The 24,841-nt window shown below is 58.1% G+C and carries 15 protein-coding genes and 1 pseudogene; 10 read left to right on the plus strand and 6 right to left on the minus strand.

Annotated features, from left to right (window positions below; translation table 11 throughout):
- Positions 1–52: 52 nt before the first annotated feature.
- The 7 genes and pseudogenes from yicI (at position 53) to GSD1FS_RS07930 (ending at position 12,932) form a co-directional block, all read left to right on the plus strand.
- Positions 53–2,083 carry an alpha-xylosidase gene (gene yicI, locus GSD1FS_RS07910; protein ID WP_155589126.1) on the plus strand — a complete coding sequence of 677 codons (2,031 nt, stop codon included), beginning with the start codon at positions 53–55 and terminating at the stop codon, positions 2,081–2,083.
- Positions 2,084–2,564: 481 nt separating this feature from the next.
- The gene (locus tag GSD1FS_RS10295; RefSeq protein ID WP_343030261.1) at positions 2,565–3,764 is read left to right on the plus strand and encodes a hypothetical protein; all 1,200 of its coding nucleotides are present in this window, start codon (positions 2,565–2,567) and stop codon (positions 3,762–3,764) included.
- Positions 3,765–5,683: 1,919 nt separating this feature from the next.
- A complete protein-coding gene (locus tag GSD1FS_RS10300) occupies positions 5,684–6,280 on the plus strand; it encodes a SpaA isopeptide-forming pilin-related protein (protein ID WP_343030264.1) in 597 nt (198 codons plus the stop codon).
- A 579-nt stretch (positions 6,281–6,859) separates the two neighbouring features.
- Positions 6,860–9,271: a cellulase family glycosylhydrolase gene (locus GSD1FS_RS07920; RefSeq protein ID WP_155589128.1), complete on the plus strand. Its 2,412-nt coding sequence runs from the start codon at positions 6,860–6,862 to the stop codon at positions 9,269–9,271.
- A gap of 533 nt (positions 9,272–9,804) precedes the next feature.
- Positions 9,805–10,892: pseudogene (locus tag GSD1FS_RS09975) on the plus strand (beta-galactosidase); the annotation flags it as partial.
- Between the two features lie 111 nt (positions 10,893–11,003).
- On the plus strand, positions 11,004–11,798 hold the full coding sequence (locus GSD1FS_RS09980) for a beta-galactosidase (protein WP_246166158.1): 795 nt from the start codon (positions 11,004–11,006) through the stop codon (positions 11,796–11,798).
- Between the two features lie 228 nt (positions 11,799–12,026).
- Positions 12,027–12,932 (plus strand): ROK family protein, encoded by a 906-nt coding sequence (locus GSD1FS_RS07930; protein WP_155589129.1) that lies wholly within the window; start codon positions 12,027–12,029, stop codon positions 12,930–12,932.
- 3 nt (positions 12,933–12,935) lie between these two features.
- On the opposite strand, the gene GSD1FS_RS07935 is transcribed toward GSD1FS_RS07930, so the two are convergent.
- From GSD1FS_RS07935 to GSD1FS_RS07945, 3 genes are all read right to left on the minus strand, one after another.
- On the minus strand, positions 12,936–13,733 hold the full coding sequence (locus tag GSD1FS_RS07935; RefSeq protein ID WP_155589130.1) for a TetR/AcrR family transcriptional regulator: 798 nt from the start codon (positions 13,731–13,733) through the stop codon (positions 12,936–12,938).
- A 121-nt stretch (positions 13,734–13,854) separates the two neighbouring features.
- On the minus strand, positions 13,855–14,673 hold the full coding sequence (locus GSD1FS_RS07940) for an alpha/beta hydrolase (protein ID WP_155589131.1): 819 nt from the start codon (positions 14,671–14,673) through the stop codon (positions 13,855–13,857).
- Positions 14,674–14,824: 151 nt separating this feature from the next.
- Positions 14,825–16,321, minus strand: a complete 1,497-nt coding sequence (locus GSD1FS_RS07945) for a dolichyl-phosphate-mannose--protein mannosyltransferase (protein WP_155589158.1) — start codon at positions 16,319–16,321, stop codon at positions 14,825–14,827.
- A gap of 484 nt (positions 16,322–16,805) precedes the next feature.
- On the opposite strand from GSD1FS_RS07945, the gene rsmI reads away from it, so the two are divergent.
- Positions 16,806–17,741, plus strand: coding sequence for a 16S rRNA (cytidine(1402)-2'-O)-methyltransferase (rsmI, locus tag GSD1FS_RS07950; protein WP_155589132.1), 936 nt, complete (start codon positions 16,806–16,808; stop codon positions 17,739–17,741).
- Between the two features lie 307 nt (positions 17,742–18,048).
- Here rsmI and GSD1FS_RS09985 read toward each other — a convergent pair whose 3' ends face one another.
- On the minus strand, positions 18,049–18,501 hold the full coding sequence (locus GSD1FS_RS09985) for a variant leucine-rich repeat-containing protein (RefSeq protein WP_246166128.1): 453 nt from the start codon (positions 18,499–18,501) through the stop codon (positions 18,049–18,051).
- A gap of 101 nt (positions 18,502–18,602) precedes the next feature.
- Positions 18,603–19,313, minus strand: coding sequence for a hypothetical protein (locus GSD1FS_RS07960; protein ID WP_246166131.1), 711 nt, complete (start codon positions 19,311–19,313; stop codon positions 18,603–18,605).
- Positions 19,314–19,594: 281 nt separating this feature from the next.
- On the opposite strand from GSD1FS_RS07960, the gene metG reads away from it, so the two are divergent.
- A complete protein-coding gene (gene metG, locus GSD1FS_RS07965; RefSeq protein ID WP_155589133.1) occupies positions 19,595–21,466 on the plus strand; it encodes a methionine--tRNA ligase in 1,872 nt (623 codons plus the stop codon).
- A 207-nt stretch (positions 21,467–21,673) separates the two neighbouring features.
- Here the strand turns inward: metG and GSD1FS_RS07970 are convergent, their stop codons facing one another.
- Complete coding sequence (locus tag GSD1FS_RS07970; RefSeq protein WP_155589134.1) at positions 21,674–22,378, minus strand: AAA family ATPase; 705 nt, start codon at positions 22,376–22,378, stop codon at positions 21,674–21,676.
- Positions 22,379–22,977: 599 nt separating this feature from the next.
- Between GSD1FS_RS07970 and GSD1FS_RS07975 the strand changes: the two genes are divergently transcribed.
- On the plus strand, positions 22,978–24,831 hold the full coding sequence (locus tag GSD1FS_RS07975; RefSeq protein WP_155589135.1) for an ABC transporter ATP-binding protein: 1,854 nt from the start codon (positions 22,978–22,980) through the stop codon (positions 24,829–24,831).
- The last annotated feature ends 10 nt before the right edge of the window (positions 24,832–24,841 follow it).

Genomic DNA, 24,841 nt, shown 5'->3' on the forward strand with positions numbered 1-24,841 from the left:
TCGTGAAAGAATTCTAACTACCGAACGTCACACAAACATATAAGGAGACACCATGAAGTTCCTCAACGGCGGATGGCTCATCAAAGACGGGTTCGACGTCAAGTATGCAGCCAACGTGTACACCGCGAACACCGAGCCGAGCAAGCTCACACTGTTCTGCCCATTCGGTTCGCCGATCTACAACCCGGGCATGACGCTCGACGGCGGCATTCTCACCATCGAAGTGACGAGCCCGCGCGAGAACATCATCACCACGCGCCTGATCAACTTCCGTGAGGATCGCTCGCACTGCCCGAAGTTCGCGCTCAACGAAGACGATCCGCAGGTCAGCATCGAAGAGAACGACGATGCATGGCTGTTCACGTCCGGCAAGCTCACGCTGCGCATCGCCAAGGGTGAGACGATCGACTTCACGTACATCTACGACGGCAAGATGATCGCGCACTCCGGCTGGCGCGCGAAGGCGCTCGTGACCGATCCGAACGGCGAACTGCACGTCTCCGAGCAGCTCGACCTCGGAGTCGGCGAGAAGATCTACGGCTTGGGCGAGCGCTTCACGAACTTCGTGAAGAACGGCCAGAGCGTCGACATCTGGAACGAAGACGGCGGCACCGGCACCGAGCAGGCATACAAGAACGTGCCGTTCTACATGTCGAACAAGAACTACGGTCTGTTCGTCGACAACCCGGGCAAGGTCAGCTTCGAAATCGGCTCCGAAAAGGTGTCGCGCGTGCAGTTCTCCGTGCCGGGGCAGGAGATGAGCTACTCGGTGATCGGCGGCGCGAACATGAAGGAGATCCTCGCCAACTACACCGCGCTCACCGGCCGCGCGCCGCTCGTGCCGGACTGGAGCTACGGCCTGTGGCTGAGCACCTCGTTCACCACCGACTACGACGAGAAGACCGTGCTCGACTTCGTGGACGGCATGGCGGAGCGCAACATTCCACTCTCGGTGTTCCACTTCGACTGCCGCTGGATGAAGGAACTCGAATGGTGCAACTTCGAATGGGATTCCTCGAAGTTCCCCGATCCGGAGGGCCTCCTCAAGAAGCTGCACGATCGTGGACTCAAGGTGTGCGTGTGGATCAACTCCTACATCGGCCAGAAGTCGCCGCTGTTCGAGGAAGGTGCGAAGAACGGCTACTTCATCAAGCGCACCGACGGCTCGGTGTGGCAGTGGGACAAGTGGCAGGCTGGTATGGCGATCGTCGACTTCACGAACCCAGAGGCGACCGCGTGGTATCAGGGCTACCTGAAGAAGCTCGTGGCGATGGGCGTCGACTGCTTCAAGACCGATTTCGGCGAGCGCATTCCGACCGAAGGCGTGCAATACTACGACGGCTCCGACCCCGAGCTCATGCACAACTACTACACGTACCTCTACAACCAGGCTGTGTATGACGTGCTCGTGGAGACGAAGGGCGCTGACGAGGCGATTCTGTTCGCCCGCTCCGCTACCGTCGGCGGCCAGAAGTTCCCGGTGCACTGGGGCGGCGACTGCTCATCGAACTACCCGTCGATGGCGGAATCGCTGCGCGCCGGCCTCTCGTTCGGCATGAGCGGCTTCGGCTACTGGAGCCACGACATCGCCGGCTTCGAAGACCAGGCCACGCCTGACCTCTACAAGCGCTGGACGCAGTTCGGCTTGCTGAGCTCGCACTCGCGCTACCACGGTTCCACCGCATACAAGGTGCCGTGGCTGTACGGCGACGAGGCTGTGGACGTGTGCCGCGAATTCGTGGAGCTCAAGAACACGCTGCGCCCGTACCTCGAGAAGAGTGCACGTGAAACGCACGAGACCGGCGTGCCGATGATGCGTTCGATGGTGCTCGAATTCCAGGATGATCCGACCTGCGAAGACATCGACACCCAATACATGCTCGGCGACGACATCTTGGTGGCGCCGATCTTCAACGAAGACGGCATCGCGCGCTTCTACGTGCCGGACGATGGCTCCGGCATGCCGTGGCGCAACCTGATCACCGGCACCGAGTATGAGCCGGGCCGCTGGTACACCGAGCAGTACGACTACCACACGCTGCCGGTGCTCGCTCGCCCGGGCACTGACCCGCAGAACGTGTGAGTAGCAGATAATTCTGTCAACTAACCCAAAAGTGCGGCGCATATCGAGCAAGATATGCGCCGCACTTCGCGTATGTCCCAATTATTCATTCCGGAGAATTATTCTCTACTTTGTATCTCTCTAATCATTACGATTATCCCCGTCGGAGAATTATTCTCCCAATTAGCGAGCACCAATCCTTACGTTTATCTTTTGCAGAGAATAATTCTCCCAATTACGGGGCTCTAACTGGGAGAATAATTCTCCGGAATGGATGTTCCTCTGGGTGTCGAAGAATAATTAGTCATTGGTTCGACGGTTTGACGAAATTGTGAAGAGTTGATATGCTATCGGCATAACCCTTATTTATACATTTATCAATAACTTGGCGAAAGCACGTGGAGAGAGTGCTCAGCCAACGAGGTGAATGTGACGATGACGCCAGGGATACAGGGGAGAGTGGCATATGGGAACGCCAGGCAAGGCAAGAGTAAGGCGCGTAGTGCGCGCGGCGGCAGCGATTATCGTGGCGCTCGCGTGCGCGCTGATAGGCGCGGTCACTGCGCACGCCACGGATCACGTGCTCGGCGATGAGATCAAAACGAGTGTGCTGCAATACGCGCATCCCATAGTCGACGAAGATGGCAACCCCGTGCTCGGTGAGTATGGCAATCCGCTGTTTTCCAATTTCGAGAACATGCCGGTGAGCACAGACGAAAACGGCAAAGAATATTACGACATCGATTTGTTCGATCACCCGGACTGGCTGTATCGCTTGCACGCCGAATACACATTGCGGACGAAGTATTTGAGCGCCGAGAGCCGCACCGTTATCTACCAGCTGCCCAAGGGATTCGATGTGGCAAGTGGCATGGCGCTGAGTGGCGAAGTGAAAAGCTCCGACGGAAAGACAACGCTCGGCACATATTCGATCGACGCGCAGAACAACACGTTTGTGATCACGTTCAACGACGCTACTGTGAAGGCGAACGCAACCAGCGCTGTCGACGGCTGGCTGAATATCGATATGCAGATCGACGAGGGATTCTATTCCACCGGTGGCGAGATTGATTTGCCGGGCTCCGGCGTCGTTGTGGTGGTCGGCAAAAGCTACAGCATCGACGTAGACAAACAGCACGGGAACTTCGACGAAACTGCGCGCACGCTGCCATACACGGTGACGATTTTCTCTAACTATGGCACACCGGGACTCGTGCATTTCACTGACGCCGTGCAGAACGCCACGATTGATTTTTCAACGATGTCTGCGATGCTGACTCACGCAGACGGCACACCGGAGACAGTCGGCTGGTGCGACGCCGACGGCAAACCGTTGACGGTGGATGAGATCGGATCGGGAAATTCTATCGACGCATATTTGCCGCGGCTCGAAGCTGGCGAGACGGTGACGCTCACATACACGGTGAAGGATCCGCCGATCAGCGGCAACAGTGTGAAAATCGCGAATGATGCCCACGTGAGCTCGACCAACGCCGAAGGCCAAACGGTTTCCGACGAAGCGAAAACTGAATATTGGTATGATGCGCGCACGAATATTTGGAAAACAGCGAAGGTGTTGACGAGAACGGTCGTATTCGCTGGAAAGTTGAGTTCAACGATTGGCATAAGAATCTCAAAGGATGGACGCTCTCTGATCTTCCCGGTGACCATCAGGCGGGCGAACTCAGCAATCTTGAACTGAGTGTTCGCAATGCGGATGGTTCTTGGAGTCCAGCTGAGATCGCGAACTTCTCTCTGCCCTACACGTTCACGGAAAATGACACGAATCATTACCGTCTCACCTACACAACCACGCCGGTGGGAGACAAGCAGACGTCGTATTCGAACACCGCAAAATTGTGCGCGCCAGACAGCGTGTGCGCTGAAGCTTCGGCAACGCATACGATGACATCGCCGTTCTCGAAAACTGCGGGGAACCCGACTATCAACACGGAAAATACCGATTCCGGCACGCAGATGACGGCGACGCTGCCGTGGACGCTCACAATCGGCTCCGACACCGAAGGCGTGAGTGTGGGCGACAGCGGCACTTGGACGCTCACCGACACTCTGAAGCCAATCGAATATTGGCGAGACGGAACAGTAATCGTGTTGCCGCACTCGTTCACCACTGAGCAGAAGCAACAACTGGAAAGTGTGGTTACACAAGCGTTCGAGAAGGCGTTGACCGGTGCGAAGGTCGACATTACGTTCACTGAAACAGATGGTAAAACGACCGGATTCACAATTACCTGCGATAAAGCAGTGCCGGCAGGCACCAAGATCGTGCTGAACTACGCGTCCACGTTCTATGCGGGCGTAGGCAACTATGGGTGGCTGCACCCGGATAATTGCGTGAACCTCGGTAGCTTCGAAGCGTGCGCGTCGAGCAGCTTCGACACGACGGTTCCCGATACGCCGGGTGACGAGACGAAGCCGACGCTGCGCGTCGAGAAAATGGACGGCGATAACTGGCAGTCCGGTGACACCTCGCATAACTACGACGATTTGAAGACACAGGATGACGAAAAGGTGCTCAATTGGGCTATTGACATTCATCCACCGGAAACCGACGGCGAAACCGATCTGGTGATCACCGAGCACTTGCCGGAGGGCACGCACCTGCACACCGATGGTGGTCTGCTGTTCCGTAACGACAGCAATGCGTTCGCCGACCAGCAGTTTGAATTCGACGATGACGGCAATGCGACATTGCGCAATTCCGCTGGCGATGTTGTGGCTACTGCGCAGTGGAACGATGACACCAAGACTGCGACAATAACGCTCAAGCCTGCATTCTGGCAAGGCATCACCATCACGAAAGACACCACGATTCGTTTGACAGTGCTCGCCGGATTCGACGATGCGCCATATCAGATGAATAACGCGGCGTTCAAGAACACAGTGACCGCCGCATACGGCGACCACCAAGAGGTGAGCGCCGAACACACGCAGCGCATAAATCGTGACGCCTACAGCAACCTCGGTAACAAAGAGGTGATGAACAAGGTTCCGCAATACGACACCAACGGTTCCGCCATCACCAATAAAGCTGTCTATCAGTTGAGCGTCAATCCCAAGGGCATATGCGTGGGCGCGGAATCAGACGCCGGCGAATGCTCGCCAGCACGCCTGACCTTCGACGATGTGATGACCTACAAGCGCGAACTCGGTTACGACAACGGCGAGCTGGTGCTCGATCCAGACTCTATTCACGTTTACACGCCCGTCAGCGAGGGAACGGAAGGCTCCAAGCGCATCACGCGAGTGAAAACCAACTCAGATGGCACGGCTCTGCTGCAGTGGTGCAATACCAGCACTAAAGACTGCCAAACTTGGAATCCCAATGATTCCGCTTATGAGCCCGTGCCGCAAACCGACACGATCACCGTGCGCGAGCTCACGCTCAGCGAATACTCGTACACGATATCCGCTGACCATCCAACCACTCTGATTCCAGATAGTGACGGCAAACAGATCATGGAGTGGACGAACACGCTCAAGTTCGACGTGCCGAATCAGCTGCCGCTCATCATCGACTACAGCTACACGGCGCTCGCCGACCACGTTCCCGACGATAACGGTAATCCTCAAGAACCGTGGATTCACGTGAACAATAAGATGACATTGCATGGGAAGGAATATGCTCCGGCAGATGATCGTTTCGCGGTCAACGTGAAGCGAGCTGCGGCGGGTGCAGACACCACCGTCATCGGCGTGACCGTGCGCAAAGTGGACGCCGAAAACAACGGCAAGCTGCTCGACGGTGCGAAGTTCACGCTCGAAGCATGGGATTCGAGCGACAACAAATGGGTGGAACTGCCCGATTACCAGAATGCCGCTGCTGAGAACGGCATACTCAGCATCAGCAATCTCACCTATAACCGCGCGTATCGTCTCACGGAGACGTGTGCGCCGAGTGGCTATGCGCTCGCTGCCGAGCCGCTGTATTTCGTGATCGACAAGCTGGTGCCGAAAGACGGCGAACTCATAACCGACGAAAACTACCCGTGGAATGCACCGAGTGATTTTGCAGGGCGGCATATTTCGAACTCCACTACGCTATTCTTCGAAAACAGTGCGGAGCCGATTATTCTGCCGAGTGCTGGCGGCTCGGGTTCCGCGCGCATCTTCGTGCTCGGTGGGTTCGCACTGCTCGCCGTTGTGCTGGCGTGCGCGGTGGTTATGCTCAAGCGCCCCGAAATCTCCGGCCGCTAATCCGCCCTTACAAACATCCACTCCGGAGAATTATTCTCCCACTTTACGCGGCTCTACTTGGGAGAATAATTCTCCGGAATGGATGTTCGTAATGCTTAGCAAGGCTCAGATCAGAGAATAATTCTCTATTGTGGAGGATTCTAACCCTTACGATTATCTTCTCCGGAGAATAATTCTCTGATTTATGAGGCTCCAGCTGGGAGAATAATTCTCCGGAGAAAATAATTTGCCAGGTGAGCGGCACAGTTTGCCACATGCATACTGCGAATTTATATGTATGACGATTTGACTAATCATCTCTTATTGACTACTTTATCAATAAGAGGTATGGCAATGCTCGCCATATGTGCTCGAAATCTGAATACTCGCGTCAACAAACACTGAATCCGCGCACCCAATAATCGCGCGCTCTGCAAGCAGCGCAGTGTGCAGAAATCGAAGCCCCTACGAGCGCCATGCCGCAGACTCGCCGCAACGACGCGGCGGTCGATCACAGAAAAGAGGGAGCAATTGCAGTCACTGCATTTAACATCCGCCATATTCCGAAGAACCCGCGCGCTATGCGTTGCATTATGCGCGATGGTAGCCGCGTGCTTCGCGATGATGGCGCCGTCTGCGTTGGCAGAGGAGACCAATCCGGCGCAGCAGATCACCGTCACCGCGCAGAATATAGGCGACGGCAAATATCTGCTCGATGTGACGAATAACGGTAGCGAAGATCTGACCGACGTGCACGGCGTGACCACCGTGCCGCAGGAACTCACGAAGCTGGGACTTGACCCGACATATGAGTGGAAGACCGGCGAGCTCGCTGCGGGCAAATCCGCGCACGCGCAGCGCAACGGCACCGACTTGGTGCTGACGCTCAAGGAAACCGCCCAGCAGCCGGCGGGCGGCAACGCCGGCAACGCGGGCACTGCGCAAGGCAACAACAGCAGCGTAGATAACGCAGCCGCCGCATCTTCAGTGAGCGGCAAGAACGCGAAGAATGCGAACGATATGCACAACGCCAAGCAAGTGCTCGCTGCCACTGGTTCAGCGACGCTGGCGTTGGGATTGGTCGCGCTCGCCGCAGTGTGCATCGGCGCTCCGCTGGTGAGCTCCAACGGCACTGTGCGCCGCCGCGTTATCGGCACAACCGCAGGCGTTGTGTCGCTCGCCGTGGCACTCGCACTCGTGGCTCCGGGCGCGCAAAAGGCATCGGCGGCAGAAGTGAACGCCGAGGCCAAGAACGTGCCGACTACACTGACGTATCGCAACACCGACTACACGCTGACCAGCGACATCACCGTCAGCTATGAGAAGGTGGATGCCAACACGCTCAACTCCGTTGAATACGCGAAGGCGATGGGCGCTGGCTGGAATCTGGGCAATCAATTCGACGGCGAAGACACCGATTTGAGCAAGCCCGACACCGGCGAAGAGGCGTGGGGCAACCCGAAGATCACTCGTGAACTCATCCACTCCGTCAAGGAGCAGGGCTACTCGAATATTCGCATTCCGATGACGGTTGATCGCCGCTCGACTCAGGGCGCCGACGGTCACTGGACGATCGACGCGAACTGGCTCAAGCGCTACAAAGAAGTCGTCGACTGGGCGGTTGACGAGGGATTGTATGTGATGATCAACGTGCACCACGATTCCTGGATCTGGCTCAAGAACTGGAATGGCGACACCTCCGCCTCTGAATACACGCGTTTCACTGATTACTGGAAGCAGCTTTCGCAGTACTTCGCGAACGACTCCGGCAAAATCTGCTTCGAGACAATCAACGAGCCGCAGTTTGCCGAAGGAACCGACGAACAGAAGCAAACCAAGCTCGACACGCTGAACAAGGCGGCGTACAGCATCATTCGCGGCACCAAAGGCAACGAAACGCGCATGATCGTCATCGCCACGATGAACACCGGCGCCGAAGATTTCAAACTCGAGGCGACGCAGAAGTTCATCTCTAATCTGAACGACCCATATGTGATGGCAACCGTGCACTATTACTCGGAGTGGGTGTTCAGCGCGAACCTCGGCAAGACTCGCTTCGACGAGACGATTTTCGGAGACCCGAGCTACACGCCGCGCACGGCAATCGACCAGCTGATGAACAAGCTCGACGCGCACTTCTCCGCGAATAATATCGGCGTGTGCATCGGCGAATTCGGCTTGCTCGCCTACGACTCCGCCTCCGACGACGCGTTGCAAAGCGGAGAGGAGCTGAAGTACTACGAATATGTGGCATATCAAGCAAATCAGCACGGCTACTCGTACGACTTCTGGGACAACGGTTCGGGCATCGACCGCACCAATCCGAACTACACGTGGAAGAAGCCAGCCGTCGGCGCGACGCTCGCGCAGGCTGCTCTGAAGGGTCGCTCGTCTTACACGAAGGGACTCAACACGCTGTTCTACGAGACCGCGCCAACCGAAGACGCCAAGCTGCCGCTGGAACTCAACGGCAACACGTTCCAAGGCATCGACGGACTCACCGAAGGCACCGACTACACCTACGACGACGCCAGCGCCACGCTGACACTCACGCGCGACTATCTGACGCGCGTCTACAACGCCAAGGGTGCGGACGGCATCTGCGCAGACCTGCAACTGAAGTTCAGCGCAGGGCCGGCGTGGAACCAATACATCGTGCGCGTCACGCAGCCGGCGGCATCGCGCGCTTCTGCCAGTGGCACGCGCGCGGACGGCATCGCCATCCCCGTCGACTTCAACGGCAACGAAGTGATGAGCATCACTGCCATGCAAGACGGCCAGCGCGTCGGCCCGAACTCGAGCTGGTGGAACTGGCTGCAGAACGGTGAGGCGTTCCAAATCAAATATGATTCCGCGGATCGCGTGCACGGCACCATCACGATGCGCTCGTCGTTCTTCAACGATGCGTCGGTGAAAGACGGCACGGTTACGCTCGAAGTGACTTTCCAGAACGGCATGACGCTGAGCATTCCGTTCACTATTGCGGGAAGCGCGGTGAGCTACGGCAACTGATCTGCCGAATAATAATAAGTAATAATAATTTGCATGAGTAGCTGCGGAGTGCGGCGCGTATCAGCTAGATATGCGCCGCACTCCGCATATGCGAAGAACATCCATTCCGGAGAATTATTCTCTAAGGTAGAGCCCCGTAAATCAGAGAATTATTCTCCGCGGAAGATAATCGTAAGGGCTGGTGCTCGCTACCTTAGAGAATTATTCTCCCGCGAGGATATTTGTAATGATTAGAGAGGCGCAACTGAGAGAATAATTCTCCGGAATGTATGTTCGTAATGGTTACGGGACCCCCAATTAGAGAATAATTCTCCGGAATGGATAAACTTCCCGGACGGAGCGAGTCTCAGAGGCGAGAGAGTGGGCGAGTCATATGTATGACGATTTGACTAATAAATGCTTATTGAGTAAGTTATAAATAAGAAGTATTCAGGTGGGCAGAGCGGCGGCATGAGACACGGTTCTCTCTCGCGATGAAGCGAGCGCTCGCGCGGCAATGCACAGCAGAAACAGAAAGAAGAAAAGTAATGGCGATGTTCAGCGACTTCCTTTTTGGCGGTGACTGGAACCCCGAGCAGTGGCCGCAAGCCACATGGGAACACGACGTCGAGCTGCTCGAGCAGGCGCACGTCAACGAGGCGACGATCAACGTGTTCTCGTGGGCATTGCTCGAACCGCGCGAAGGCGAATATGATTTTCGATGCTCGACTCGATCGTCGAGCTGCTCAACAAGCACGATTTCAAGATAGTGATGGCGACCGGCACAGCGGCGATTCCCGCGTGGATGGCACGCAGATACCCGCAGGTCATGCGCACCGGCGTCGACGGCACGCACCAGATCTTCGGCGGACGCCACAACTTCTGCCCGAGCTCGCCGAAGTTCCGCTCCGCCGCGCGCGCGTTGGCATCGCGCGTCGCACAGCGCTACACCGGCGAGAAAAACCTCGTGTGCTGGCACGTGAACAACGAGTATGGCAACGGCGGCGGCTACTGCTACTGCGACACCTGCGCGCAGGAATTCCGCCACTGGCTCGAACGCAAATACGGCTCCGTCGAAGCGCTCAACCGCGCATGGTGCATGAATTTCTGGAGCCACACGATCCATGATTGGAGCGACGTTGTGCCACCGGTCACCTACGGCGACGGCATCGGCACCGACAAATGCGTGATCTCCGGGTTGCAGGTGGATTATCGCCGCTTCCAAAACGAGCAGATGCTCGCATGCTACACGATTGAGCGCGACGCGATCCGCGAATTCGACACCGAGACGCCGATCACCACGAACTTGATGGGGACGTTCAAAGACCTCGATTATTTCAGCTGGGGCCGCGAGATGGACGTCGTGAGCTGGGACAATTACCCCGGCATGGACACGCAGCCGAGCTTCACGGCGATGTGCCACGACCTGATGCGCGGCGTGGGCGGCGGCAAACCGTTCATGCTGATGGAGCAGACGCCGAACCAGCAGAACTGGTTCCCATACTGCAAGGTGAAGCGCCCCGGCGAAGTGGGCAAACTGAGCTGGCAGGCGGTGGCGCACGGCGCCGACACCGTGCAGTTCTTCCAACTCAAGCAGTCGATCGGTGGATGCGAGCGCTTCCACGGCGCGGTCATCGGGCACGATAATTCAGACCGTTCGCGCACATACCGCGAGGTGCGCGCGCTCGGCTCCGACTTGCAGGATCGCGCGAAGCAGCTCATGGGTTCGCGCGTCAAGGCTCGCGTCGCCGTGATGTTCGACTGGGAGAATTACTGGTCGCTCGAAGGGTGCGTCGGCCCAACGCAGGGGCTGCATTATCCGGACGAAGTGCACCGCTTCTACCGCCCGTTCTGGAAGCGCAACGTCGCCGTCGACATGATCGAGAGCACGGCTGATGTGGACGTGCTGAAGCAATACGACATTGTGGTCGCGCCGACGCTCATCATGGTCAAGCCCGGCGTCGCCGACAATCTCGAGGAATACGTGCGTTCTGGCGGACGACTGGTGACCGGCTACATGTCGGGCATCCACAACGAATTCGATCTGGTGATTCCAGGCGGCTACCCGGGGCCGCTGCGTGAACTGTGCGGACTGTGGGTCGAAGAGATCGACGCGATCGCACCGGACGCCACGATTGATGTGAACCTCGGCGGTGAGGAGGCTGGCGACCATGCCGACGGCACGATTGTTGCCAGCATCATCGAACTCGAAGGCGCACAGACCTTGGCGACCTATGGCGGAGACGATTTCTACGCCGGCACTGCCGCCGCGACCGTGCACGAGGTGGGCGACGGCAAGGCATACTTCATCGGCACGGCGCTGGACGATGCGGGCATGAGCGCGCTGATCGACCCGATCATCGACGAATCCGGTGTTCCGACAATCGACGCTCCGGAGAACGTCGAAGTGATGCGCCGCTACGCCGACGACGGCACGGTGTTCACGATTGTCACGAACACCGGCGACGAAGCGACCGAATGGACCGATGAGCAGGGTGTGCTTCATCAGCTCAACCCATTCGCCGTGCTGGTGCTCACTAACGAATAACCCACCTGTTTCCTACCAATATGCATGGGTTGCGAGGAGCTGCCTTGCGACCCATATGCAGGTGGCCGCAAGTTCGACTCATATATATTCGGCTCGATATGTGTTGGATGTGTTGGTCGGAAAGAATGAAAAGCACCGAGCTCATACCGCTGAGAGCCAACGCGTAAACAGGCGTTGGCAGAGCACGGCATACACTGGAATCATTGCATTCTAAAACGAGGTTCAACAATGTCTAGGCAAGCACACGTTCTCACGTTTGAGATCAACACGTATTTCACACGGTATGCGCTGTTCTCAAACGGTCGCATGGGCATTCCCGGCACCATTGCGACGCCGAACACCGATCTCGACGCATTCTATGACGCATTGATTCAAGTGGTGCGCAAAACCGCCGTGCCGCTCGACGGCATCGCCATCAGCGCGCCAGGCTTCATCGACACCGACACGCAAACCGCGCTGACCGCCGGCGCACTGAAGATTCTGACGAAAGAGCAGATCGGCAAAGAACTGGCACGCAGACTCGGCCAAGACATTCCCACGTGGATCGAAAACGACGCGAACTGCGCAGCAATGGCCGAACGCATGACCGGCAACGCACAGAAACTCGACGATTTCGTGCTCATCACCCTCGACGTCGGCATGGGCGGTGCATTGTTCCTCGACGGCAAACTGCGCCGTGGCAAAGACTGGCGCGCCGCGGAACTCGGCATGATGATCATCAATTACGATTCCGTCGGAGCGCTGCCGCTGCACGACTTCGTGTCGACGGCAAAACTGACGGAATGGTACGCCGACGAATTCAACACAGACAAAGGCGAAGTATTGCCCAGCACGTTGTTCCGCCAGCTCGATAACCCGCGTGTGCGCGCCATCGTCGAACGCTGGGTGAACTACGTGGCAGTCGGCATCTTCAACATCGTCGCCAGCGTAGACCCCGAGGTTGTGCTCATCGGCGGCAGTATTTCACGCGAACCGCAGCTCATTCCGATGATCGAGTCCGCGCTCAACACGTTCCGTGACTGGAAGCCGTTCAAAACGAAGATCAAGCGTTGCCGTCACAGTGGCAATGCGGGATTGATCGGCGCGTACTATGCGTTCATGGAAGAAGTGGGCGTGCCCGAACTCGGCAAGTGAAATCTACCGTTCCTGAATGGTGTAGGGGAGCAGGCAGCGCGTGTCTGAAGGATCATGCTCGCTGGGATCATAGAGCCCCTGCCACGTGTGCGCGGGGAACACGATATCGCTGAAATGCAGCCATTCCTCGAGCAAATCTAGCGAATCGTCTGCGAGCCAGCGCTGCTGCAAACCGTCGATTGCCGAAGACACGAGCGTGAACAAGTCGAAGAACTGCTCCTCGTTCATGCCGGCGGGCAGCATCCAGCTCATCGAGCCGACCATCTCCCAGTGCCGCATATGCCTGCCGGTGAAGAACTGGTGCGCCGGATGATCGGGATTCAACGCTTCGCCGCTCAACACGCAGAACAGCTGGATCATCTCCGGTCGTTGCATGTTATAGAGTACGGTGTTCAGGCAGTAGCGCGGGTAATAATACACATAATGACCGTCGCCATCGAGCGCGGCGCAATTGTATGCGGCGAAATCACTTGCCTCCGTGGTGTCGTAGTTCTCGGTGAGCACCATGTTGAGCAAGTCTTCTTTTGAGTCGATGTAGTGATAGAGCGCGGCCTCGCTGATGCCGATCTCGTCGGAGATATCTTGCAAGCTCATGCCCCAGTAGCCTTTGACCGCCAGGATTTTTGTCGCCGCGCTCAGAATCTGCAGGTGACGCTCCTCCTGACTCATGCGCTTGCGCTTGACGAACCGCTTGCCGGACGTGGTGTCGCGCACAGTGATCTCGTGCGAGGAGATGGTGTGACGATGTGAATCGCTCGACTGGTGCTGCTGATCCAAGATCTGCTGCCATGCGTCAATCATTGGTCCTCCTCGCGCGTGAACTGCGAATATCTTTCGAATATCTATTGTGGTGGCAGAGTAGTACATCGCGCGCGAATATGCACAAAGGCAATCTGCGCGGGCAATGCTTCAAAAAACTCTCTCAGGCGAAGGTGCGCGAGAGCCAGTCGAGGGCGAGCGTCGGCCAGCTTTGAATGGCGGGCTCGATGCCATTCGTGCCACCCCAGCCGGTCATTGCGGTGCCGAGTCCGAGCCCATGCCCGCCTTGCGGGAACAGGTGCGCTTCGATCGGCACGTTCGCGGCGTGGCAGGCTGCGATCAGCTGCAACGTGTTCTCCACCGGCACGCAATCGTCGGTCATCGTATGCCAGACGAACACCGGTGGGGTCTTCTCGTCGATGTGCTCTTCGATGCTCACTTCGTGCATCAGCGTGGGGTCCAAGTAGTTGTCGCCGAGCAGCATGCGGAAGCTGCCGTCATGGCGGAATTCACCGGCGGTGATGACGGGATAGCCGAGCATCAGCGCGTTCGGGCGCAGTGCATCAGGATCGTAGCCTTGCTCGCGAATGGCGTCATCACCAGCGGTTGTGGCGAAGTTGGCGGCGAGATGGCCACCGGCGGAGAAGCCGAGGATGGTGATGCGGTTCGTGTCGATGTTCCATTCGCGTGCGTGGTCGTGCATCATCTGCACGGCTGCCGCAACCTGCACCAATGCGGTCGGGTAGACGGATGGTGCGCACGAATAGCGGAGCACGAACGCGTTGTAGTCGGCGGGAAGGAATTGCAGGGCGATGGGCTCGGCCTCGCGATCGGAGGTTCGAGAGTAGCCGCCGCCAGGAATGATCAGCACGGTCGGGCGCAGGCGGTCGGGAACGATCTCCTCGGAATTGTCGGGAACGTAGCCGGTGAAGCGTGCGAGTGCGCCGTTGTTGCCGGGAATAGTAGTGTCAATGTATTGCATGATGCACCTTTGCAGAACAGTGGTGGGTACGCATCCGATAAGTCATCTGGTAATTCATCTGATGTCTCACTTGATAATAGAACCAGCTCTCGTCTGCGCGAGTGTGTGCAGACGAGTTGTGCTGGCTGGGGTTTTATGTGATTCGGATTCGCTAGATCCAGGAGGGGAGCCACATGTGAATGCGCCAGAACTCGTATGGCACGGGCATGGCTGTCCAGATCGGGTAGAAGAACACGCTGATGATGGCGCAGAAGCTCACGGTGATCCACAACGTGATGAGCCAGACCTCACGAGACGTGGTTTCGCGGATCCAGTTGTAGACGTAGCAGATCGCAAGAATCATCCACGGCAGCAGCACGATCGAATAGAACGTGAACGTGGTGCGATGCAAATACTGCGCCCACGGCAACCAGCCGCCGAGGAAGCCGGCGAGCACCGCCCAGATGCGCCAATCGCCGCGCTTCATGATCGCAATGACGATCGCCACAATCGCACACAGTGAGCCGAGCCACCATATGAGCGGGTTGCCGAGCGACGTTATCGCGGCCACGCATTGCGAGCGAGGGGAAAGCGAACACATGCCCGGATGCCCGTCAAGCTTCTCCCAGTAGAAGCTCGTCGGGCGAATCTGCAACGGCCATGTGAGCGGATTCGCTTTGTAGTCGTGCGGGGCGTCAAGATGCGTGTGGAACTGCCACATCTCCTGATGGTAGGCGACGAACGAGCGCACGCTTTCGGGCAGCCACTGCAGACCCTGACCGCGGTGGGTGAGCGCCCAATCGTGCATGTAGGAGTTCGGGTGAATGAACCAGCCGATCCATGTGAGCAGGTACGTGGCTGCGTAGATCGGCAGCATGTAGAGTGCGGCGAGAATGCCGTTGCCGAGCACTCCGCGTGAGAACCAGTGCGGGAAGCCTGCCTGACGGCGCATCCAAGCGTCCCAGAGCACGCTGATCACGCAGAACACGGCGAAGAAATAGGTGCCCGACCATTTCACGCCGGTCGCGCATCCCAGCAGAATCGCCGCGCCGACGCGCCACCACGAGAACGTGATCTGCGGAGGCTTCGTGGCATGTGCCTCCTGCGCCTTGCGAAGTCTCGCCTGCGCCCAGTCGCGGTGAATGAGCAGCAAGCTGAACGCGCCGAGCGCAAACACCATGATGAAGATGTCGAGCAACCCTGTGCGGCTCATCGTGATCGACACACCGTCGATCGACATCAGGAAGCCGGCGAGCAGCGCGATCGGCAGATTGTGGAACAGTCGAAGCGTGACGCGAATGAGCAGAATGATGCCGATAACGCCGGCGATGGCGGTCGCCGCACGCCAAGCGAACGGATTGCCCGCACCGCCGAACAGCTTGAGTCCGAGCGCTATGAGCCATTTGCCCAGTGGCGGGTGCACCACGTATTCCGCGACGTTGATCCACGTGTTCGTGTCGCCATTCGCGAACGCGTCGTTGACGGAGACGAGCTGCCCGTTGATGGTCACCTCGTCGGGCCAACTCTGCGGTTCGCCGGTCATCAGCATCGTCCACGCGTCTTTGACGTAATACGTCTCATCGAACACCATTGCGCGCGGTTCGCCGAGCCGAATGAAACGCAGGAGTGCGCCGAACAATGCCACGACGAGCGTCCACACCCACGCCATCACGCGTGCGTGAGTGCTGGGAGTGCTGGCAGAGTCATTCGGCGCGGAGTCATGCGGATCGTGCGCGAGCTCCGGCGAGCTGTGCTGTGCAGACGTGTATGCGAAGTCAGCCGCCGCATGCTTGGGTGCCGTGTGCGCGGCGGCGAACGCATAGATGCGCGCCGCCACCCGCTGTGGCAGAGTCGACGTGCGCGCTGTGCCCGCCGCCCGCTGCCGCGTAACCGTGCGCGTAGCCGGTGCGCGCAATGCTGATTCCTGATTCATAGCGTTCCCCCGTGTCTTGTGTGTTCACCACGGTACTCGATCATCTGCATGACGTCTTCGCGCCACGCTGATGTTGCGGTGCGTACTTGCCCACGTTGTGCTCTGCCAGCTGCCCGATACTCGCGGAAATATTGGAGAAGGGGCGCATTCTGGCGCAACGAGAGAAATTTTGCGATGACTTGCGAACGATATTGGGGGAGGCGCGCGGCATACTGAAATCATGGAAGAGCAGCAAACAGCGGCTGAGCGCAATGTGACCGTCGGCAACGTGCAAGTGAATGTTCCACGTGGAACAGTGATATTGGCGGCGACGCCGATCGGCAACACCGCCGACGCCTCCGCGCGCTTGGTTGCACTGCTCGAAAGCGCGGATATCGTTGCCGCGGAAGACACGCGACGCCTGTATGCGCTCGCCAACCGCCTCGGCGTGCATGTGAACGGGCGCGTGGTGGCGAACCACGACCACAACGAGCGCGGCAAAGCCGATGAACTGCTCGACCACGTGGAGAACGGCGCGACGGTGCTCGTCGTCTCCGATGCGGGCATGCCGACGATCAACGACCCCGGGCTGGCAATCGTGCGCCGCGCCATAGAGCGCGGTCTGCCGGTGACTTGCGCGCCAGGGCCATCCGCCGTGCTCGACGCGCTCGCATTGTCGGGACTGCCGACCGACCGCTTCTGCTATGAGGGATTCCTGCCCCGCAAACACTCCGAACGCGTGCAATATCTGCGTTCGCTGCGCGGTGAGCGCCGCACGATCGTGTTCTATGAAACACTGCATCGCATCGCCGAATCGATGGCGGATCTCGAGGAAGTGTTCGGCGCGGATAGGCGCATGGCTCTGTGCCGTGAGCTGACCAAGGATTACGAGCAGATTCGCCGTGGCACGATTCACGAGATCAACGCCAGCGTCGTCAACGATCCGCCGCGCGGCGAAATGGTGCTCGTGGTCGCCGGCGCGAGCGAAGACGAGGTGGGCGAGCAGCCGCAGGCTCTGAGCGTGGAGGAACTCGCGGAGCTCGCCGTGCAGTATGCGCAGCAGAACGACATGCGCATAAAAGACGCGATCGCCGATGTGATCGCAAAACATCCGAATGCCGACGGTTCGTTCGCCAATAAAAAGCAGGTGTATAACGCCGCGCTCGCGTTGCGCTGATTGCATGCGCTCCGTGCTGCTCGGCGGAATGCGGCTCGACCGCACATCCACTTGCGCCGCACCTTCGTTCGGATTGCGTTTCAGGCGTTGGCGCAGGGGCATCTTTCTTACGAGGAGACATTATTAGCTCATTCGGCAAGTATGATCGTCGGAAATCGTTGGAAAACTGTCGCCGATATATGCACATATGCTCAGTAATGTCTCCTCGTAAGCGAAATACCTCACGAATGTTCGGCACGCAATCTTTGTTTACGTATCCGCTAACTTCTTTGTGCAGTAAAACATCTATGTAGTTGATATCGGAGTTCTATCTGGCGGGGGTCGTCGGACGATGACGTGCGCTGTGCGCGAGATCCATCGATTCGAGCATCAGCGTCAGCGCTGCTTTGACGCCCGGCCCGCCCTGCTGCGAGATGTATTCGAGCAGATTCGCGTCTGCCGCGCGGTTGACCACCACCCATTTGCGCAGTTCTGGCACATTGCGTGCAATGTGCCACAGCACTTCGGCGGGCGTGTTTGGATCACTGGCAGACTGCGGTGTCAGCTCGATCGGTGGTGCCGGAGGGCGCAGTAATTGCGCACGACGTACTGATGTTTCACGTGTAACTTTGAGGCGGCGTGTGGCGCTGCGCTCGTGCGGCGGTCGCGTCGTCGCACCGTGCGTGCCGCGTGTTCTGCGCGCGGCGCGAAGAGTCCGCCTGTCTCGCGTGCGCGTGGCGGCGAGTCGGGTAGTGCTGCGTTGCGGTCGAAGAGTACTCATTATTTCCTCGTATCTCTTTCACTTACTTCGCGCGCGCCGAGCGGCCGCGCGCGAATATCGAATAATTCGCTGAATAATATGAAGCTACATATTGCGAGCATTCAGGCGATGCTCTCAAACCGAACGAGCAGATCGCGCGCCTGCGCACTACCGCGCAAATGCGCATAGTGCTCGAGCACCGGCTCGCAGTCGACCGTCGTGAAGCGGAACTGCTCCATGAGCTGCGAGATGAGATCTTGCGCAACATAAAAATGAGGATCCTTCGGCGAATACAACGCGAGATCGCACGCCGTGCGCACAGGATTCGTCAATCTGATCTGCCCGACGACCGACATGTGGTCGTCGTTCACGCGCCGCTGACGCACACGAATATGCCTGCCATAGACCACACGGCGGTAATGACTGGTAGACAATACTTCGAAATAATCCTCGGGAAGTGCGCCGCCGAGCCACACCCACGCGGCGGTGCGCTCGCAAGCGGCGGTGTGCTGCGGAATGAGCTCATGCATCACGGTGGCGCGCCCATACAGCGTGCGCGTCATCTCCGCGTTGACACTATGCGCGGAGTCGAGCTGCATAACCGCTTGCAACTTGGTGAGTTTGCGCATGGCGAGCGGCCCCGGCAGATGCTTGAGCTGAATGATCGTTCCGCGTTTGCGTGGCGCGTGCCGCCGCTTGAACTCGGCGATCGCGGCGGCCTCGCGGTTCTCGTCGCCGGGTAGTCCCAGGTCGAGCGGCACCATGAAACCGGTGTTGTCGAGCGGAACAGTCTCGTGAGAAATATTGCCGTAGTCGTGCGCGTTCGTAGTCAACGTGAGATTGCGTCCTTTCGAGTGAAGTGAATATAAGAGGTCACATATGCAGTGCTGGGTTTGCGTCCCCGACATGGTAGGAAGCGCGCATAATGCATAACTAGAGCGGATTGTGCGCGTGTGGAAAAGTGGATTGCGCGGGCCGAGTGCGCGCATGTGTGGATGCGCGGCGCATTATGCACAGTGCCGCGCGAAGATGATGTGGATAACGTGAATTGACGAGCGACATAGTGCGTGAAAAAGTGGCGAGAGTGTCCTAGCTAACTCTGATAATCGGGCGTATGAGTCATATTATGGTGAACGTCGCTTGGCCGTATGCAAACGGCCCTCGTCATATTGGTCACGTCGCCGGCTTCGGTGTGCCGTCCGACGTCTACGCACGCTACCAGCGCATGAAAGGCAACGATGTGCTGATGGTGTCTGGCACCGACGAGCACGGCACTCCTATTCTCGTGGAGGCAGATAAGGAAGGCGTCTCGCCGCAGGAGCTCGCGGACCGCTACAACCGCGTTATTGCGAACGATCTGTGCAATCTCGGATTGAGCTACGATCTGTTCACGCGCACCACGACGAAGAATCACGAGCATGTGGTGCAGGAGATGTTCCGCCAGTGCTTGGCGAACGGCTATATTTACAAGGGCACGCAGAAGGTGGCGATTTCGCCGTCCACCGGCCGCACGCTGCCGGACCGCTACATCGAAGGCGAATGCCCGATCTGCCATGCGCAGGGCGCACGCGGCGACCAGTGCGACAATTGCGGTAACGAACTCGATCCGGATGAGCTGATCAACCCGGTGTCGAAGATCAACGGCGAAACTCCGATCTTCCAGGAGACCGAGCACTACTTCCTCGATCTGCCGGCGCTCGCCGAGGCGAATCTGGCATGGTTGAAGACGCGCAAGGGTTGGCGTCAGAACGTGCTCAACTTCTCGATCGGCCTGTTCAAAGAGGTCAAGCCGCGTGCGATCACGCGCGACATCGACTGGGGCATTCCGGTGCCGGTGCCGGGTTGGGTCGATAACCCGAACAAGCGCCTGTATGTGTGGTTCGACGCGGTGATCGGCTACCTGTCGGCATCGATCGAATGGGCTCGCCGCAGCGGTGACCCCGAAGCGTGGCGCGCATGGTGGAACGATCCGGAGACACCCGGCTACTACTTCATGGGCAAAGACAACATCACGTTCCACTCGCAGATCTGGCCATCCGAGATGCTCGCCTACAACGGCGAAGGCTCGAAGGGCGGAGAACCGGGCGAACTGGGGCATCTCGACCTGCCTGAGCAGGTGGTGGCCTCGGAGTTCATGACGATGGAAGGCAAGAAGTTCTCGTCGTCACGCGGCATCGTGATCTATGTGAAAGACATTCTGTCTCGCTACCCGGTTGACGCCGTGCGCTACTACATTTCGGCGGCTGGCCCGGAGTCCTCGGATTCCGATTTCACCTGGGCTGAGTTCGTGCGCCAGAACAACGAAGTGCTCGCCGCATCGTGGGGCAATCTGGTGAACCGCGTGGCCAACCTGATCGCGAAGAACTTCGGCGAGATCCCGCCAATGGTCGAGGCGAAGATGACCGATGAAGACCGCGCGCTGCTCGCACAGTCTGCAGCCGCCTTCGACACGATCGGTTCGCTGATCGAGCAGCATCGTCAGAAGAACGCGTTGAACGATGCGATGGCGCTGGTGGGCGACATCAACAAATACATCTCCGCCACCGAACCGTGGAAGATCAAGGACGACCCGGAACGCCTCGGCACTGTGTTGCACGTGGCGGCTCAGGCCGTGTCGGACGCGAACCACATGCTTGCCCCGTTCCTGCCTCATTCCGCGCAGAAGGTGTGGGAGGCTCTTGGCGGCGAAGGTGTGTTCTCGCCGTTGCCGCACATCGAAGAGGTTAGCGATCTCGACGATCCAGACTTCAAGTATCCGGTGATCACCGGCCACTATGTGCTTGGCGAGACCGTGCACCCGTGGAAGAGCGAGCCGATTGTGGTTGGTGCCAAGGTTGCCAAACCATCTCCGATCTTCGCCAAGATCCCGCCGGAGGCTGTGGACGAGGAGCTCGCCCGCTTCGAAGCCGATCTCAAGGCTCGTCGTGAGGCTGAGCAGGCTCGCCTCGACGCCGAGAAAGCGAAGCTGGCTGCCGGCGAGGAGTAATCGCCTGCTGCGCACATAACGCAACGAACATGCCGTGACGCCAACACTATGAGTTGGCGTCACGGCATTTCTTATTTTGCTGGTGGGGACATAAAACGTGGTGAGCCTCGACTATCCAAGAATCGTTTTCGTTGAAAAATAGCCATTTTTCAAGTTCGTCTAGTTGCGTATTGCCGAGTTTTATATCCCCACCAGCAAAATAACGGGCTAGAGGAGGTGGTGGAGCAGCAATTCGCGGTGATTGATGAACATTTCGGTGACGCGGTAGCTATCGGTGTCTTCGTAGGCGCACGGATGCACGCCATCGTCATCGAAGCGCAGAATGCTCGCGCCCGGAAGCCCCAGTAGAATAGGCGAATGCGTGGCGACGATGAACTGCGAGCCAGCGCCAGCCATCTCATGCATATGCGCCAGCAACGTGAGCTGTCGTTGCGCAGACAGCGCGGATTCGGGTTCGTCCAGCAGAAACAATCCGGTTCCTGTGCGCGAAAGCAACAGTTCCATGAAGCTTTCGCCGTGCGACATCTCATGCATAGACGAGAGTACGCTGCGACCGCCGTCATAATCGGCAGCCTGCGTAGCCATCGTGAAAAAGCTCTCGGCACGTAGGAAGAAGCTCGACTGGGGTATCGAACGCTTCCGGTAGAGCGTTATCGCGTCGATGAGATCGGAGGTGTCGTCGAACGTGCTGAAATGGAAGTTGCGCGAGCCGCCCTCCGCGCTGAAGCCGCATGCCAGCGCGATGGCTTCGAGCAGCGTCGATTTGCCGCTGCCGTTCTCTCCGGTGAAGAACGTGACGTTCGACGAGAACTCGAGTTCGTCAACGGAACGTAGTGCGGGAATCCTGCTCACATACGAGTCCGCGAGCAGATCCCAGTCGATGCGCAGACCCGAGATGATCAATTCGTTCATGCTTCACTCCTCGCGAGTCGCTCTGCTGCCGGTATTTGAGTTGATATCTAGCATAGGGAACGCGTGCGTGTGCGAACAAGTGCGGTGAAAAGAAGAAAGCCGGCGGGAGAATAACCGCCGGCTCAACAGAGAGAAGAGAGAAAAGGGTTCAGTTATGGGATTCCTATGGGAACCTCGTCAGCTTTCTTTGCGATTGCTGATGGTTATTATCATGCTGGCCGACTCTGAGTGCTTCTCTGTGTTTCGCTGGGAAAATGCTGAGTACTGTTAGACAAAATAAGTCATATTGTCATCTCAGCAGAATCAGTGACATTGTAAAACCGTTGTAATTATTGATGTTTGAGCTGACAAAGCAATATTGCGAAAGCGCTGTTTGTTGAGCATTATTATTTCTCTGCGAGCGAAGTTTGCGGTGAATATGCGAGACACGCCGTGCACAGTGGTTGCGTTTCAGCGGGAATGCTCCAATAATAAGACGCGCGAATAAAGTACTGCGCAGCGAATGCGCGTGCCCGTGTTCGCGAAGTCTCGACCCGCCAATCCCCACAGATGTCTGCGCTACGAAGCGCGTACCCAAATCAACCAAGGATGTATCTGCGATGTATGTTGACCCGAAGCGCAACGCGAACGCCAGCAATCTGCGCTGGCTCATGCCGTATTGCAAGCCGGACGTGCCGAAAGTGGTGGGTGCGCAGATCCTCTATGCGGTGAGTGCGGCGATGGCGCTCATCACGCCGTTGATCGCGGCACGCATCGTCGACCGCGTGATCGAGCAGGGGCTCGTGAACGAGCTGGTCGGCCTGTGCATTGCGCTCGTCGTGGTGACGCTCGTGCGTGACATCGCCTATTACGGCAATCAGATGTGGATGGAGCGTTTCGGGCAGAACACCGTCTATCGCTTGGTCAGTGACGAATACGAGAAACTGCACACGCTCGACTTCGACTACTTCAACCACACGCGCACCGGCGACATCATGAGCCGCATGACCTCCGACACCGATGCGATTCGCCACCTGCTCAGCTGGGTGAGCTACCAGATGGTCAACTGCGTCGTCATGTTCATCGGGGCACTGGCGATGATGACGTCGATCGACTGGAGGCTCGCGCTTGCGCTCGCGTGTGTGACGCCGTTCCTGTTCATCTTCACCCACCAGTTCTCGCAGAAGGCGAAGCCGCTGTTCCTGGCGATCCGCAACTCGCTCGCCTCGATGAACTCGATGGTGGAAGAGAACATCGAAGGCAACCGTGTGGTCAAGGCGTTCGTGCGCGAGGATTACGAAACGCAGAAATTCGACGAACGCAACGACGACTACATGGATCGCAACATGGATATGGCGATGAACACTCGCCGTTACCTGCCGCGACTCGACTGGCTCGGCTTCGCATTGCAGCTGATCACGTTGAGCTTGGGCGGTTTCCTCGTGGCACGTGGCTACATGAGCCTCGGCGGGCTCGTCGCATTCAGCTCGTATTTGTGGATGATCGACAGCCCGATCCGCCAGTTCGGTTGGCTCGTCAACGACTGGCAGCGCTTCAACGCGAGTTGCGTGAACATTCGCCGTCTGCTCACCGCGAAGCCGCACGTCAATGATCCTGCGAAAACCGGTGCTACTGCTGCGGCGGATGATGCCAGTGCAGTGCAGAAGGTGACTCCTGCGCCCGTTCCCGAAACGATGCGCGGCGACATTCGTTTCACGCATGTGGACTTCGCGTTCCCCGACGATCCGGAAACGCTTATTCTGCAAGACATCGACTTCCATGCGCCAGCCGGTTCACGACTCGGCATTCTCGGCGAGACGGGCGCCGGCAAATCGACGCTCATCAACCTGATCGCGCGCTTCTACGACCCGACCGCCGGCAGCGTGTCCATCGACGGTGTGGATGCACGTCGCTGGCCGTTGCGCGAACTGCGTTCACAGATCGCGATCGTGTCGCAAGATGTGTTCCTGTTCTCCGACACGATCGCCGGCAACATCGGATTCGCCGCTGCGGATGAGCACGCCGACGACCCCAATTACGTGCGGCGCATGGCGCAGATCGCCGGAGCGGACGACTTCATCAGCCACATGCCCGAAGGGTATCAGACGGTTGTGGGAGAGCGCGGTGTTGGTTTGTCGGGCGGCCAGAAGCAGCGCTTGAGTCTGGCACGCGCGCTCGCCGACGATCCGGCGATACTCGTGATGGACGATACGACGAGCGCCGTCGACATGGAGACGGAAGCCCAGATTCAGCAGCATCTGCGCGAACTCGACGATCACAAGACGATCGTCACGATCGCACACCGCATCTCGTCGGTGAAAGACTGCGACTTGATTCTCGTGCTCGAACATGGCCGCATCGCCGAACGCGGCACGCACGACGATCTGATCGCCAAACATGGCAGATATTGGGAAATCTACGACAAGCAGCTCGGCATGCAAGCCGGAACGCTTGCAGACGGTAGCGAGAACTGAGAGGAGGCGA

The organism is Bifidobacterium canis (assembly GCF_009727065.1).
GTDB lineage: Bacteria > Actinomycetota > Actinomycetes > Actinomycetales > Bifidobacteriaceae > Bifidobacterium > Bifidobacterium canis.

Bases quoted from the DNA above. Each gene is read 5' to 3' on its own strand.
- yicI (WP_155589126.1), top strand. From the start codon at position 53: ATGAAGTTCCTCAACGGCGGATGGCTCATCAAAGACGGGTTCGACGTC.
- GSD1FS_RS10300 (WP_343030264.1), top strand. From the start codon at position 5,684: ATGACATTGCATGGGAAGGAATATGCTCCGGCAGATGATCGTTTCGCG.
- GSD1FS_RS07920 (WP_155589128.1), top strand. From the start codon at position 6,860: ATGGTAGCCGCGTGCTTCGCGATGATGGCGCCGTCTGCGTTGGCAGAG.
- GSD1FS_RS09980 (WP_246166158.1), top strand. From the start codon at position 11,004: ATGTTCGACTGGGAGAATTACTGGTCGCTCGAAGGGTGCGTCGGCCCA.
- GSD1FS_RS07930 (WP_155589129.1), top strand. From the start codon at position 12,027: ATGTCTAGGCAAGCACACGTTCTCACGTTTGAGATCAACACGTATTTC.
- GSD1FS_RS07935 (WP_155589130.1), bottom strand. From the start codon at position 13,733: ATGATTGACGCATGGCAGCAGATCTTGGATCAGCAGCACCAGTCGAGC.
- GSD1FS_RS07940 (WP_155589131.1), bottom strand. From the start codon at position 14,673: ATGCAATACATTGACACTACTATTCCCGGCAACAACGGCGCACTCGCA.
- GSD1FS_RS07945 (WP_155589158.1), bottom strand. From the start codon at position 16,321: ATGGCGTGGGTGTGGACGCTCGTCGTGGCATTGTTCGGCGCACTCCTG.
- rsmI (WP_155589132.1), top strand. From the start codon at position 16,806: ATGGAAGAGCAGCAAACAGCGGCTGAGCGCAATGTGACCGTCGGCAAC.
- GSD1FS_RS09985 (WP_246166128.1), bottom strand. From the start codon at position 18,501: ATGAGTACTCTTCGACCGCAACGCAGCACTACCCGACTCGCCGCCACG.
- metG (WP_155589133.1), top strand. From the start codon at position 19,595: ATGAGTCATATTATGGTGAACGTCGCTTGGCCGTATGCAAACGGCCCT.
- GSD1FS_RS07970 (WP_155589134.1), bottom strand. From the start codon at position 22,378: ATGAACGAATTGATCATCTCGGGTCTGCGCATCGACTGGGATCTGCTC.
- GSD1FS_RS07975 (WP_155589135.1), top strand. From the start codon at position 22,978: ATGTATGTTGACCCGAAGCGCAACGCGAACGCCAGCAATCTGCGCTGG.